A 13,240-nucleotide genomic window follows, 5' to 3' on the forward strand; every position below is an offset into this window, starting at 1 on the left:
CGGGTTCGTGGCCGGAGGTGTTCGGCGGGGACGCGCGCGCCGACGAGGTGTTCATGGCCTGGGCGTTCTCCACGTACGTCGAGCACCTCGCCCGGCGGGGTCGGGCGATCAAGCGGATACCGATGTACGCCAATGCGTGGCTCGGGCCCCAGCCCGGCCAGGAACACCCAGGGCAGTATCCGAGCGGCGGACCGGCGTCGCCCGTCATGGAGGTCTGGCGCACGGGCGCACCCTCTCTCGAACTGCTGGGTCCCGACCTCTACGTCGACGACGCAGACAGCGCGATGCGGACGTACGCGTCGGCGAGCCAGCCGCTCTTCGTCCCGGAGAGCCGGCCGCGTGCCGGTGAGCTGGTTCGCGCGATCGGCACCTACGGCGCGATCGGATGGTCGGCCTTCGGCATCGACCGAGCGAATCCCGCCGGGCAGGTCGCGACGGTGCTCGCGTTCCTGACCGCGCTCGAGTCCGAAGTCACCGCGGCGGGACGCCGGGGCGCCCTCGCGGCCGTCGTCATCGAACCCGGCCAGGAGGCGGTGCCCGTACGCACCCAGGGGCCGCTCCAGGTCACGGCGCGCGGCACGCTGGCACTGCTCCAGCGGATGCTGCTCGACGCGGGAGTGCAGGCACCCGCACCGGAGCTGTCGCTGCCCGACGAGACGATGCCGACGGCTCCGGTGCCGGCCGCCGCAGACCACCGACCCTTCGGTCTCCTGATCGCGGAGGCGCCGGACACGTTCATCATCGTCGGCCAGGGCGTCACGATCGACTTCGCCGTGGAGGGTGCCGTCGTCGAGATCGACTCGGTGCAGGAACTCCTGCTGGAGGCGGGCTCCGTGACCGCGGGGCGGATCATCAATGGTGATGAGCGGCTGGCGATCCTGCCGACCCACAGAGTCGGAGCGGCGCGGATCCGGCTCCTGCGGCGCGAGCCGCGAGCAGTGTTCAGCTGAGCGGGCGGTAGCGGAGGTCGCGGAAGCGCACCTCGCCATCGCCGCTCGCGTAGATCGCGGGGCGGAGGCTCTGCAGGTCGCCGGCCGTGTTCGCGTGGTAGCCCGACGTCTCGTAGCGGATGGCGTGCCGCACCCAGTCCTCGCCGGGCGACCGGTACCACGACGTGACGATGTGCTCCTCGTTGCAGATCCGCAGGCGCATCCGCCGATCCGGTGGGGCGGGCTCGCGCCAATGCGTGCGGAGACCGCCCGAGTAGCTCGGCATGCGCTCGCCGTCGATGCCGAAGCCGCAGAACAGCCGGTCGTTGAAGTACAGCAGCAGGCCGGCCTCGACCGGGTCCTCGCCGAGCAGCTCCACGTCGACCTCGATCTCGTAGGAGTGGTCGCCGGTCACGAGGCAGAGCGGTGACGTGCCGGACGGCCCGTCGCCCCGCGCGCGCAGTACCAGGCCGTCGTCGATGCGAAGCCGGTCGGCCTCATCGGGCGACGGAGCGTGGAAGGTCCACCGCTCGCCGAGCAGGAACGCGCCGAGGTCCTCGGCGAACCCCGACGCCGGGCGCTGCGGTGCGGCACCCGCCGGTGCCGCCTGCCGCGCGCCGATGTGGTCGGCGGCCGCCACGGGCCATCCGTCGTCGGTCCATGCGATCGGCTCGAGCAGTATCTGGCGGCCGAGCGTGCGGAAGCCGTGCTCGTGCCCGTGCGAGAGCATCCACCAGTCTCCGGCGGGACCGCGGAGGATCGTCGCGTGGCCGCGCGACCACCAGCGCTCCCGGGCATCCTGCGTACGGGCGATGGGGTTGCCCGGGTGGTTCTCCCACGGCCCGTGCACCGAGCGCGAGCGGGCGACGATGACCATGTGCCCGGTCGGCGGTCCGGCGGTGCCGCCGACGGCGCTGACGAGGTAGAACCACTCGCCGCGATGGAACAGCTTCGGGCCTTCGAGGGCGTACGCCTCGGTGACCCACTCGTCGGGGTAGCGCCATCCGTCGTAGACCTGCTCGAGCTCGCCGACCGTCGCCAGACCGTCGTCGGTGAGTCGCACCATCCGGATGCCGTTGACGAAGAGGTAGCGCCGCCCGTCCTCGCCGACGACGTGGCCGGGGTCGATCGCGCCCCGGATGCCGAGGTCGATCGGGTCGGACCACGGGCCGCGCATCGAGGGCGCGTGGATCACGAAGATCGATGGCTCGGTCAGCTCCGACCATGGCGTCGGGATGAACGGGATGTAGATGAAGAACCGGCCGTCGTGCTCGGCGATGTCGACCGCGAACGTATTGCCGAGCGGTTGCGGCAGGGCCGAGCCCTCGTACGTCCAGTTCACGAGGTCGGTCGAGCGGTACAGCGGCAGGCCGGGTGCCGCCTGGAACGACGAGTACGTCATCCAGTACTCGTCGCCGACTCGGATGACGGAGGGGTCGGGCCGGTCGCCGCCGAGCACCGGGTTCGTGAAGTGCACCGCGTCAATCATGGTTCCGGATGTCGCGTGCGACCCAGTCCGCGACCGCGGCGATCGTGCGCAACGCGCCCTCGTCGCCGGGATGGTCGATGTGCCCGTGGGCGGCGCCCGCCTCGATGCGGAGGTCGACGTCGACGCCCGCAGCGGCGAGCGTCTCGGCGAATCGCTCACCGGACGGGCGGAGTTCGTCCCGCTCGCACACCACGACGAGGGTGGGCGGGAAGCCGTGTCCGTCGCCGAGGCCGGCGAACGCGTGCGGGTCGGCGAGCGCGGCCTCGCTGCCGGCGTAGTTCAGGGCGAGCTGACCGTGCGGCGATGCGTGGTCCACGTCGGCGGAGGCCTCCGGACCGTTCGGGTGCAGCACGGGATAGACGAGCACGAGCCCGGCGGGCAGCGGCTCGCCCGCGTCGCGGAGGCGGGTCACCGCACCCGCCGTGAGCGCTCCGCCCGCACTGGCGCCGCCGAGCACGAGCGACTCGGGCGCCACGCCGACGAGGTCGGCCGCGGCATCCGTCACGAACCGCCACGCCGCGAGGACGTCGTCGGACGGCACGGGGAAGTGCACGTCGCCGAGGCACTTGGCGTAGTCGACCGAGACGACCGGGATGCCACGCGCGGCGAGTTCGCGCGCGACCCAGTTCGACTCGGGCATGTCGAGATGGCCGCCGATGAAGGCGCCGCCGTGCACCCACACCAGGGCGCGGCCGGTCGGCGTGGCGGAAGCGTCCCGGTGGACCCGGACGGGCACCGGGCCGTGCGGACCGTCGACCGACCGGTCCTCGGTCTCCACGCTCGCGAGGTGCGGGAATCGCCGCACCAGCGACGCCGTGTCGATCTCGGGCCGAGGGTCGGCAGGCTCGCCGTGTTCGGCCAGCCATCGGATGGCATCCGGCACCGGCATCCGCCGGAAGTCGGGGACGCCGGCGGTGTCCGCCTCGAGAGCGGCCTCGGTCATGCCGGCTGCACCGCCCGCATGCTCGCGCGGATCAGGTCGTGCTGGCGGCGCACGAGCAGCAGCGGGTCGACCTCGCCGAGCTCGGCGAACGCGTGGCCCTCCCACTCGCTCGACCAGTAGCCGCGGTAGCCGCCGTCGACGAAGACGCGCACGAGCTCGGGGTAGTCGATCGCGGGCTCCTGGCCCTCGTCGTCGATGTCGTAGAACTTCGCGTGCACGTGCAGGATCTGCGGCATGATGTCGGCCCACTCGCGCGGGTCGATGTGGCCGTGCATGTTGAAGGCGAGGTGGGCGAACGACCCGAGGCGCCCCGGGTCGAAGTCGCGGCCGCGGAGGTAGCCGATGAACTCCTCCTGCCGCTCGCGCATCGGCGCGTCGGTCGCCCAGATCGCCTGCAGGCGATCGAGGGCGTCGTCGTCGAGTCCCGCCCGGCGCACGGCGCGCAGCAGCGTCGGCGACATCGCGTGCATGGTCGAGGAGAAGTCGGCGACGAAGCCGAGCAATGGCGAGTCGAGCTCGGCGTAGGTCTCGCGGACCTTCAGGATCGGGTCGGCGTTCGGGCCGAGCGGCGCGTGGATCTCGTAGCCCAGCTTGAGGTCCAGCTCCTCGGCGACCGGAAGCAGCCGGCGCAGCAGCTCGGGCTTCGCCGACTGGATGCGCACGAGCGGGAAGCCGAGCTTCGCCGCGCCGCGGAAGAGCGTCTCGCTGAACTCGAACTCCTCGTCGGGCGTCATGTCGCGGTCGCGACGGCGGCCCATGTCGAGGTTCGCGCCGAACGAGCTGGCGTCGAACCCGTGGCGGTCGAACGCGTTGCGCCACGTGCGCACGAACTCGTCGGAGACGACCGGGTAGGTCGGCAGCACCTGCGAGGCCACGATCTCGATGCCGGGGCCGATGCCGAGCTCCGCGACCCGGTCGAGCAGCCCGTCGAAGTCGTACCAGCCCGCGCGGAACTCCGCGCTCGCGGAGTAGAGCGTGAGGCCGAGCTTGAACGGGTCGGCGTCCGTCGCGGGCGGCGGCGGCGCGACATCCGTCACCGTCGCTGGCGCCGGCGCGTCGCGGTCGGTGGCCGTCAGCGTCAGGGTCTGGCGCACGACGTTGGGCACGTACATGCCCGGCCCGCCGTCGGCGCCGGGCGCGATCTGCATGTACGGCAGGCGCAGCTCGCCGAACACCTCGACGTCGTGCGTCTCGCCGAGCGCAAACGGCTCGGCGCGCTTCGCGATGAGCAGCGGGTGCGCCTGCAGGTACCAGAGCACCTCGGTCTGCTCGGGCAGCTCCTCGAGCGCATACCGTACGCCGCCCAGCTCGAACGCGAGGTCGCCCGCGGGCACCTCCTCGCCGTCGACCGTGAGGCGCAGCGTCGACACCGACGACAGCCAGAGGCTGCGGTACCACGGCAGCGTGAGCGAGAGGGCGAGGCCCTCGGGGTGGGTGCGCAGGCTGTCGGCTTGGATGAGTCCGTTCGGCATGGTTCCTGTCCTGTCCTGGGTGGTCCTGAATGGCGGTCGAGCGGATGCCGCGGCTCAGAGCCCCGCGGCGATGCGGCGGATGAGCGAGTGCTGGCGGCGCACCTGTTCGATGGCGCGCCACGGCTCGCGCTCGCCCTCGTACTCGCTCGAGAGGTAGCCCGTGTAACCGGCGTCCGTCAGCGCGCGGAGGACCGGCTCCCACGGGATCTGCTGGTCCTCCTGGTGCTCGTCGATGTCGTGGAACTTCGCCTGGATGAAGACGACGTACTTCGCGATGTCGGCGATGTCGGCGGGGTCGACGCCGATGCCGTCGAGGAAGGCCGGGCGCTGCCCCGGCAGCTCGCCGGGGCGCAGCGGGATGGGGCGATCCTGGAAGATGCCCGTGTCGAGCAGCAGGCCGAAATGCTTCGTGCCGGTGCGCTCGATGAGGTCGATGTAGTCGTCGACGACGGGGTGCTTGATCGGCGTCGGCGAGTGGATCTCCGGGCAGATCACGACGTCGAGCTCGGCGGCGAGGTCGAGCGAGCGCTCGACGGACTCGGTCCAGATCGGGTCGGGCACGAGATCGCTCGAGACGACGCCGATCTTCGGCCGGACGAACCGGAAGCCGAGGCGCTTGGCGAGCCGCAGGTCCCGCTGCAGCATGCCGGCGCCCTCCTCGGCGGTGAGCCGGCGCGCGTTCGGCCCGCTCGAGTGCAGGCGCGTGTCGATCCACGAGCCGTAATTGGTCGGCTCGAGGCCGTACTGGTCGAGCAACGCGAACCAGCGGTCGATCCACTCGGTCGTCGGTTCCGGATACCGCTCGATGTGGCCCTCGCCGAGGATCTCGACGCCGGTCGCCCCGACGTCGGCGACGTGGGCGAGCGCGGTGTCGAGGTCGAGCACGGTGCCGTAGTCGGTCATGTAGCTGTAGAGCGAAACGCCGTACTGGAAGGCCCCGCCGTCACCCTCCGGCGTCAGCGTGATGTGCCGCGAGACGCGGTACGTGCTCGGCTGGTGCTCCTCCGGGATGTACGACATCCGGAGCCGCAGCTCGATCGAGACCTCGTGCGTGCCCTGCGGGAGCCCGCCGTCGAACGGCACGGTGACGACCGCGGCCTCCTCGAGCGGCCAGCGCACGCCGTCGACGTCCCAGAGCTCGGCGAGCGTGTAGGTGCGCCCGCCGAAGGTCCAGCGGGGCACCTCCGGCCCGACGTCGACGAGGTCGCCGACGCGCACCGCGATGCCATCGATGAGGGACGCCGCCATTCCGCGGTACGACGGCATCCGCACGCAGAACTGGAAGCCGGTGACCCGGTCGCCCTCGCGGACGTTCCGAAAGCCGGTGGACTGGATGAGGTCTCGCTCGAGCAGCATCGTCGCTCTCTCTCGTTCTCGATGGGTCGGGTCAGGCGGTGACGGATGCCGCGGTGCGGGCCGACAGACCCTCGACGGCCTTCCGCGCCCCGCGGACGGCGATCGCGACGCTCATGAGCGTCGGGTTCATGGCCGTCGCGGTCGGGATCAGGGCGTTGCCGCCGACGACGAGGCCGTCGACGCCCCACACGCGCGACCACGGGTCGGCCACCGACGTGCCGTCGTCGGCCGCCCCCATCCGCATCGTGCCCTGGTAGTGCAGGCTCGAGCCGTTGGGCATGAGTCGTGGCTCGGCGACGAACGTGCCGAGCGCCTCGCCGGCTCGTCGCAGCCGGTCGGTGGCGGCGTCGATCTCAGCGTGCTCGCGGTCGGTGAGCTCGTACTCGATCGTCATGTTCGGGAAGCCGCGGTAGTCGAGCTCCGCGTCGTCGAAGGTGACGGCGTCCTCGTATCGAGGGAACTTGCGCATGCCGTAGCCCATGTTGACGTACCCCCACCGGTTCGTCGCGAGCGGGTGCTCCGGGTCCATGGGGAACGGCGTGGTCTCGGAGTACATGACCTGGAGCGAATACGGGTGGTCGGGCTCCGAGAAGGGGATCCGGTTCACGGCCGCGACGGGGTCGGCGGCGTTGGTCGCGCGGCGGGCGAGCTCGGCGTCGAGTTCGTCCTCGGTCGCGTACCGCGCCATCCGCTCGCCGTCGAGTGCGACGGTCGAGATGACGACGGGGTGCTCGGTGAGGTAGTGGCCGAGCGCCGTCGGGCGGATGCCGGACGCCCAGAGCAGCTGCGGCGAACGGAACGCGTCGGCGGCCACGACCACGAGGTCGGCGGGCACGAACGCGGTCTCCCGGGTACGGAGGTCCTCGACCGTGACGCCCGTGGCGCGGTCGCCCTCGCGCTCGACGCGGCGCACGAGCGACAGGTCGCGCAGCTCGAACCGATCGGCGAGCGGGTCGCCCGGCTCGATGAGCGGGCCGAGCACGGCGTCGGCGCCGGCCCAGCGCATGGTGCCGTCGGGCTGGGGGTCGCCTGCGACGGGCAGCGTGCTCGGGCCGTAGCCGTCCGGCAGTTCGGCCTCGAACTCCTCCGAGAGCAGCGAGCGGATGCCGCGGCCGACGGCCGAGTCCGCGAATGCGGCGCTCTGCGCGTGCAGCAGCCCCTCGGCCGTCCGGATGAGGTCGTCCCACTCGTCGTCGGCGATGAAGTCGACCTTCTCGCTGAACGCCGGACGCGGGATGGCGCAGGTCCAGTGCGCGCCCTGCCCGCCGACGTTCGTGGCACCGGCCGCGGCCGGGAAGGTGGGCGCGTGGGCCGAGCCGTCGCCGCCGAAGTCGAACAGGTGCGTGCCCTGGCGGGCCGTGAACATGCCCTCGACGACCGTGGCGGCCGGGATGCCCAGCGACTCGCGGTGGTCGCCGGCCTGCGGGCCCTGCGACAGCTCGCGGGCACGGGCCTTCTCGTCGGGGTCGGCGATGTTGCGGACGCTCTCACCTGGGCGTGCGGTCAACTGCGGGCCCGCCTCGAACATGATCACGCGTGCATCGGGCAGCCCCTCGAGCAGGAGGCGTGCGTAGGCGGAGCCGATCGGTCCGCTGCCGACGACGGCGATGGTGGGGTGGTGCGACATGTGCGTCTCCTCTTCGAGTCTCACGCGGTGGCGGGTTCGGTGACGGGTTCGGTGGTGGAGGTCACCGGCTCGTCGGAGAGCCGGCCGGGGGGAAGCAGGATCGCCGCGATGACCCCGACCGCATACGTGATCGCGAGCGCGGCGAACACGGGGACGAAGACGTCGCCGTAGATCTGCGCGACCTCGCCCTGGATGACGGGCGCGGCGCCGTGGACGGCATCCGGGGTCAGCGATGAGGCATCGAGCGTCGCGGGCAGCCTGGCGGCGACGCCTGCGCCGATCACCCCGCCGATCACGGCGGTGCCGAGCGTCGAGCCCATCTGTCGGACGAGGTTCGTGGTGGCGGTGATCGTGCCGGTCTCGTTGCGCGGCACGGCGCCCTGGACGACGGCGATGACGAGGCTCATGAAGGACCCGGTTCCGATGCCGACCAGGAACATGACGACCATCGGCACCCAGAGCGGCGTACCGACCGGCAGCAGCGCCATCACGAACAGGCCGGCCGCGGCGAGGCTCGTGCCGAAGATCGTGTACCCGCGGTAGCGACCGGTGCGGCTCGCGAGCCATCCGGTGCCGAGGTTCGACACGAGCATGCCGAACACCGTCGCGATGGGGACGAAGCCCGACACGGTGGCACTCGTGCGATACGCCATCTGGAAGTAGGTGGGCAGGTAGGCCGTCACCGAGAACAGGCCGATGCCGATGATCGCCGACAGCGCGATGCCGGCGGCGACGGTGCGGTTCGCGAAGAAGCCGAGGGGGACGATGGGCTCGGTCGCACGGACCTCGATCAGGAAGAACGCGGCGAGGGCGATGCCGCCGAACGCGAAGGCCACGACCGCGGCCAGCGCCGACCCGGGATCGCCGACCCAGGTCACCCCGAGCACGAGCGCGACGAGTGCGAGCGTGAACGCGATGGCGCCGGCGAGGTCGAATCGCCGTGGCGTCGTCTCCACGTGCGGGATCGCGAACACGGCGAGCGCGAGTGCGACCACCCCGAACGGCAGGTTGATCCAGAAGACCCACGACCATCCGAGGTAGTCGGTGATCAGGCCGCCGAGGACGGGGCCGACGAGGATCGCGATCGGGAAGGCGGCGCCGATGATGCTCATGTAGCGCGGACGCTGGCGAGGCGTCGTGACGTGGGCGATGATCGTCTGCGACATCAGCTGGATGCCGGCTGAGCTCATGCCCTGCGCGATGCGCGCGATCACGAGCTGGGTCATGTCCTGCGCGAACCCGCAGGCGAGGGATGCCGCGAGGAAGACGACCACGGAGATCAGGAACACCAGGCGCGGCCCGACGAGGTCGCCGAGCTTGCCGAGGACGGGCAGCAGGACGGTGCTCGCGAGCGTGTAGCCGACGACCACCCAGCTCATGTGCTCGAGCGCACCGAGTTCGCCGGCGACGGTGGCGAGCGAGGTCGCCACGATCGTGTGGTCGAGTGCGCCGAGGAAGGCGACGGTCAGGAGCGAGGCGACGAGGAGCCGAAGGCGGAGCGGAGAGAGCGACATTCGTGGAGTGCCCGAACGATCGGGCTGTCGACGCGACCGGGTGTGCCCTCGCCCGCGGCGTCACGGCGAGGATCGGATCTGCGAGGATCCCAACGTCATGTCGATTCTAGGCGGTCTTTAGTCGAAAATCAACTAAAGATCGATGTCGCGACTGCGGAGCACATCCGCCGCGGCCTCCGCGTCGTGCAGCAGGTCGACCAAGTCCGACGTCGACGAGCCCTCCGCGATCGCGTCGAGCGTGCGACGGAGGGCCGCGCGATCACCGGACTCGAACCGCGTCGGTGCGACGAGACGACCTCCAACACTGGCGGTCGTGAGTTCGATTCGATCGAGCATCCCGTCGAGCGCGATCTCCGTGGTCGTCTCTCCCAGCCCTCGCACCCGCAGCAGGTCGTCCGCGGCGGGCGTCCGGATCGCCGACAGCGTTCCGATGACACGGCCATCCGTGCTCAGCAGCGCCGTGACCGCGCGTGGTGAGCTCGAACCCCCGGTGGCGGCAACCTCCACCGGTGACCCGACCAGCTCGCGCACCCATCCGATCGCGTCCCGGACGACGGCGGGCTGACGCGGTCGGTCGGCGCGACATTCGGCGACCGTCACGCGAGGTGCGGTCCCGCCGCGAGCACCGAGCGCGTCGTCGACGAGATCTCGATGCAATCGTCCGCGATGGACGAGCACCGGCGTACCGGTGCCGGTGCCGGCGCCGAGCCGCGCGACCGGACCGGGAGGGGTGGAGCCGGGTTCGGTGACCAGGACCGCCCGCGCGCCGTCCCGGATCGCCTCCCCTACGACGTCCCACCACGCGCCGGCGCCGTCGACCATCACGATCGCACCGGCCGCGCGATCGCTCGGCACTGCACGCTCGGGCAGGCCGGCGATCGCCACACGATGAGCCGGAGTTGTCGCGAGGACCGGGATACGGGCCGTCATGTCGATGCTCCTGACCGGACCGTCTCGGCGGCCGCGTCGGCGAGCGCGATCGCGAACAGCGCGTCGTCGAGGAGCTCGTGGTACTCGGTCGTGGCCGCGCCGTCGAGCAGGTCGGCCAGTGCGAGCCACTCGGCGAGGTAGCCGTCCGCACGATCGCGACGGTACGTGGTCGTGCGCCCCTCCCCGAGTCGGACGCGGATGTCGGCACTCCCCGAGTGCACGAACGCCGGCGGGAACTCGACGTCCAGCCGGTCGTCGTCGGTGTCGACCGTCAGCCGCCAGACCGGGTCCGGACCGTCGGGGAGCATGACGGCCGTCAGCAGGATCGGGACGCCGCCGGAGCGGAAGCCGACGGCGTATCCGATGGGCGGCACGGGGGCGGCGAAGTCCACGCGTTCGAACCCGGGCGCAAGGTCCCGGATCGCGGGGAGGTCGTGTATCGCGAGGCCGAGCAGGAGCTGCCGGACCACCGAGGCCGCCACGTCGGGATCGGCGAGGTCGGGGGCGCCGCCGCGACTCGTTCCGCCGACGTCGGGGAGCTCGGTGACGGCGGCGTGGAAGCGCCCGTTCGGCGGAAGCGCGACGGAGGCCGAGACCGCCCGGACGCTCGACTGCCGGGACACGAGATGACGCTTGGCCCGCGCCCACGCCGGGTCGTAGAGGTGGTTGCTCGCGACCACGAGCGGAATCCCCGCGTCCATGCAGGTCTCGACGATCTCGGCGGCATCCGATGCCGTCGTCGCGAGCGGCTTCTCGCACAGGATGGCTCGCACGCCCGCCGCAACCGCCGCGCGGACCTGCGCGGCGTGCTGGTCGGGTGGGCTGCAGATCGCCACGACGTCCACGGCGGGGTCGGCGAGCAGGGCCGAGTCTCCCACGGACGCCGCCGCGCCGATTCGCGAGGCGAGCGCAGCAGCCCGACCGGAGCCGGAGTCGCTGACGTGCACGACGGCGAACCGATCGGAGAGGCGCTCGAGCGTCGGCAGGTGCAACGCCGACGCGCCTGGACCTGCGCCGATCACGCCGACACCCCACACCATCGCCGCTCCCCCTGCCCTCGAGCACTTTCGCGGCAACTATACAAAAGTTGGCGCGACTTCTGTCTATTTGGCTGCGAAATAGCCCGGAACTGCGCGGTGTTGTGTCAGAATCTGTGCATGTCACGCGAGTCCACACTCCGCTTCGGCGCACAGACCGACGAGGTCACGAGCCTCCTGCGCATCGTGAACCTCGTGCGAACGGGCGAGGCCGCAACCCGACCCGAGATCGGGCGGGTCACCGGGCTCGGGCGCGGCGTCGTCACGCAGCGCGTCGACCAGGCGATCGACATGGGCTTCCTCGCCGACGGCGAGTACGGCCCCTCGTCCGGCGGCCGCGCACCGCGCACGCTCCGGTTCCGGTCCGAGCAGGGGCGGATCATCGTGTGCGCGTTCGGAGCGCTGCACATCCGGGTCGGCATCGCCTCGCTCGACGGTGACATCATCGACGATCGCCACATCGGGTGGGACATCGCACGAGGCCCCGCAGAGACCATCGACCGTGCACTCGAACTCGCCGACGAGATCCTCGCGCGCCATGAGGACGTGCCGGTCTGGGGCGTCGCCGTCGGCATCCCCGGACCCGTCGACTTCGACAGCGGGCGACCCGTCGCCCCGCCCATCATGCCCGGATGGAACGGCTTCGACATGCGTCGACGCTTCGAGGAGCGCTTCGACGCTCCGACCTGGGTCGACAACGACGTCAACCTCCTCGCCTTCAGCGAGCGATCGCGCCGACAGGACGAGCGGCTCGACCTGATCTTCTTCAAGGTCGGCACCGGAATCGGCGCGGGACTCCTCTCGCAGGGACGCATCCATCGCGGCGCCAACGGCGCGGCGGGCGACGTCGGGCACGTGCGCGTGCTCGAGTCGAACTCGCAGTGCCGGTGCGGCAAGGTCGGCTGCCTCGAGGCCGAGGCGGGCGGGTGGGCGCTCGTCCGCGACGCCGAGCGAGCCGTTGCGGATGGCGCGGGCGGAACCCTCGCGCGGGATGCCGCCGATGGCGAGCCGATCACGCCGCAGGCCATCGCGATCGCCGCGATGAACGGCGACGCCCTCGCGATCTCGCTGATCCAGCGATCCGCGCGACTCGTGGGCGAGTCCATCGCGGCGCTCGTGAACATGTTCAACCCGGCCGTGATCGTGGTCGGCGGCGCCGTGTCGTCGGCGGGCGAGGTGTTTCTCGCCGAGGTGCGGCAGCGCGTGTACGAGCTGTCGCTTCCGCTCGCGACCCGCGACCTCGCGATCGTGCGCTCGCTCGGCGATGAGCGAGAGCCGCTCCGCGGCGGTGCCGAGATGGTCCGCGAGCAGCTGTTCGAGACGACCTTCCCGCGGTGGTTCGCGGAGGGGCGTCCCACCATCCGGGACGTCATGCCCGCGGCATCCTGATCACTTCTTTCTTTTTTTGACATAAGCGCGTATCTTTCTGTCTCAACGTGAGACCCGAAGGAGCGCCATGTCCGAATCGAAGGCCCACCGCGTCCTCGGCGGACTCGCCGAGGCGGAGCGAGACGACGGATGACGCTCACCGCGCTCCGTGAGGATGCCCTCGCCTCGACGCCCACCGGTGCGACGGTCCGACTCGGCCTGCCCTGGATCCGTTCGCTCCCGCTCGCGAGCCTCGACGGCCTCGAGGTGACGATCGACGGCCGGCCGGTCGAGACGATCGGACTGGAGCTTGGCGGTCGACTGGTCGGACCGTCGGCACTCGCCGACGAACCCGGGTGGTGGTTCCTCCAGGACCGCCTCGTGATCCACGTCGATCGGATGCTGGAACCCGGTGCCCACGACATCTCCGTCGCCTTCACGCTGATGATCCCGTACCTGCAGGCCGGACCGGACCGACCGCTCACCCTCCCGTTCATCGCAGAGCGCACGCTCGTGCTCGACCTCGAGTCGGCCGCCCCGTCCGTCGCTCGCGACGTCGCCTGATCCCCGGAGGC

The 13,240-nt window shown here is 71.3% G+C and carries 11 protein-coding genes; 3 read left to right on the forward strand and 8 right to left on the reverse strand.

Annotated elements, in window-relative coordinates; all coding sequences use genetic code 11:
• Window positions 1–53 precede the first annotated feature (53 nt).
• Window positions 54–950: a DUF5597 domain-containing protein gene (locus GJ743_RS19660; RefSeq protein ID WP_230386779.1), complete on the forward strand. Its 897-nt coding sequence runs from the start codon at window positions 54–56 to the stop codon at window positions 948–950.
• On the opposite strand, the gene GJ743_RS13270 is transcribed toward GJ743_RS19660, so the two are convergent.
• From GJ743_RS13270 to GJ743_RS13305, 8 genes are all read right to left on the reverse strand, one after another.
• Window positions 943–2,406, reverse strand: a complete 1,464-nt coding sequence (locus GJ743_RS13270; RefSeq protein ID WP_328289176.1) for a family 43 glycosylhydrolase — start codon at window positions 2,404–2,406, stop codon at window positions 943–945. The genes GJ743_RS19660 and GJ743_RS13270 overlap by 8 nt on opposite strands.
• 4 nt (window positions 2,407–2,410) lie before the next feature.
• Window positions 2,411–3,361, reverse strand: coding sequence for an alpha/beta hydrolase (locus GJ743_RS13275; protein ID WP_155052392.1), 951 nt, complete (start codon window positions 3,359–3,361; stop codon window positions 2,411–2,413).
• Window positions 3,358–4,833, reverse strand: a complete 1,476-nt coding sequence (locus GJ743_RS13280; protein ID WP_155052393.1) for a C-glycoside deglycosidase beta subunit domain-containing protein — start codon at window positions 4,831–4,833, stop codon at window positions 3,358–3,360. The genes GJ743_RS13275 and GJ743_RS13280 overlap by 4 nt, the downstream gene beginning before the upstream one ends.
• 54 nt (window positions 4,834–4,887) lie before the next feature.
• Window positions 4,888–6,189, reverse strand: a complete 1,302-nt coding sequence (locus GJ743_RS13285; RefSeq protein WP_155052394.1) for a C-glycoside deglycosidase beta subunit domain-containing protein — start codon at window positions 6,187–6,189, stop codon at window positions 4,888–4,890.
• A gap of 31 nt (window positions 6,190–6,220) precedes the next feature.
• The gene (locus tag GJ743_RS13290; protein ID WP_155052395.1) at window positions 6,221–7,816 is read right to left on the reverse strand and encodes a GMC oxidoreductase; all 1,596 of its coding nucleotides are present in this window, start codon (window positions 7,814–7,816) and stop codon (window positions 6,221–6,223) included.
• A 20-nt stretch (window positions 7,817–7,836) separates the two neighbouring features.
• Complete coding sequence (locus GJ743_RS13295) at window positions 7,837–9,330, reverse strand: MDR family MFS transporter (protein WP_155052396.1); 1,494 nt, start codon at window positions 9,328–9,330, stop codon at window positions 7,837–7,839.
• A gap of 132 nt (window positions 9,331–9,462) precedes the next feature.
• Window positions 9,463–10,260, reverse strand: a complete 798-nt coding sequence (locus GJ743_RS13300; RefSeq protein ID WP_155052397.1) for a hypothetical protein — start codon at window positions 10,258–10,260, stop codon at window positions 9,463–9,465.
• Entirely contained in the window at window positions 10,257–11,300 is a 1,044-nt protein-coding gene (locus GJ743_RS13305; protein ID WP_155052398.1) for a Gfo/Idh/MocA family protein, read from the reverse strand. Before GJ743_RS13305 ends, GJ743_RS13300 begins: the two co-directional genes overlap by 4 nt.
• Before the next feature lie 117 nt (window positions 11,301–11,417).
• Here GJ743_RS13305 and GJ743_RS13310 point away from each other — a divergent pair, with 117 nt between their 5' ends.
• Together GJ743_RS13310 and GJ743_RS13315 are read left to right on the forward strand one after the other, a co-directional pair.
• The gene (locus tag GJ743_RS13310) at window positions 11,418–12,686 is read left to right on the forward strand and encodes an ROK family protein (RefSeq protein ID WP_155052399.1); all 1,269 of its coding nucleotides are present in this window, start codon (window positions 11,418–11,420) and stop codon (window positions 12,684–12,686) included.
• A 129-nt stretch (window positions 12,687–12,815) separates the two neighbouring features.
• On the forward strand, window positions 12,816–13,229 hold the full coding sequence (locus tag GJ743_RS13315; protein WP_155052400.1) for a hypothetical protein: 414 nt from the start codon (window positions 12,816–12,818) through the stop codon (window positions 13,227–13,229).
• Window positions 13,230–13,240: the final 11 nt, after the last annotated feature.

The sequence above is a fragment of the Agromyces bracchium genome (genome assembly GCF_009709675.1).
In the GTDB taxonomy this organism is placed as follows: Bacteria; Actinomycetota; Actinomycetes; order Actinomycetales; family Microbacteriaceae; genus Agromyces; species Agromyces bracchium.

Bases quoted from the DNA above. Each gene is read 5' to 3' on its own strand.
- GJ743_RS19660 (WP_230386779.1), top strand. From the start codon at position 54: ATGGCCTGGGCGTTCTCCACGTACGTCGAGCACCTCGCCCGGCGGGGT.
- GJ743_RS13275 (WP_155052392.1), bottom strand. From the start codon at position 3,361: ATGACCGAGGCCGCTCTCGAGGCGGACACCGCCGGCGTCCCCGACTTC.
- GJ743_RS13280 (WP_155052393.1), bottom strand. From the start codon at position 4,833: ATGCCGAACGGACTCATCCAAGCCGACAGCCTGCGCACCCACCCCGAG.
- GJ743_RS13285 (WP_155052394.1), bottom strand. From the start codon at position 6,189: ATGCTGCTCGAGCGAGACCTCATCCAGTCCACCGGCTTTCGGAACGTC.
- GJ743_RS13290 (WP_155052395.1), bottom strand. From the start codon at position 7,816: ATGTCGCACCACCCCACCATCGCCGTCGTCGGCAGCGGACCGATCGGC.
- GJ743_RS13295 (WP_155052396.1), bottom strand. From the start codon at position 9,330: ATGTCGCTCTCTCCGCTCCGCCTTCGGCTCCTCGTCGCCTCGCTCCTG.
- GJ743_RS13300 (WP_155052397.1), bottom strand. From the start codon at position 10,260: ATGACGGCCCGTATCCCGGTCCTCGCGACAACTCCGGCTCATCGTGTG.
- GJ743_RS13305 (WP_155052398.1), bottom strand. From the start codon at position 11,300: ATGGTGTGGGGTGTCGGCGTGATCGGCGCAGGTCCAGGCGCGTCGGCG.
- GJ743_RS13310 (WP_155052399.1), top strand. From the start codon at position 11,418: ATGTCACGCGAGTCCACACTCCGCTTCGGCGCACAGACCGACGAGGTC.
- GJ743_RS13315 (WP_155052400.1), top strand. From the start codon at position 12,816: ATGACGCTCACCGCGCTCCGTGAGGATGCCCTCGCCTCGACGCCCACC.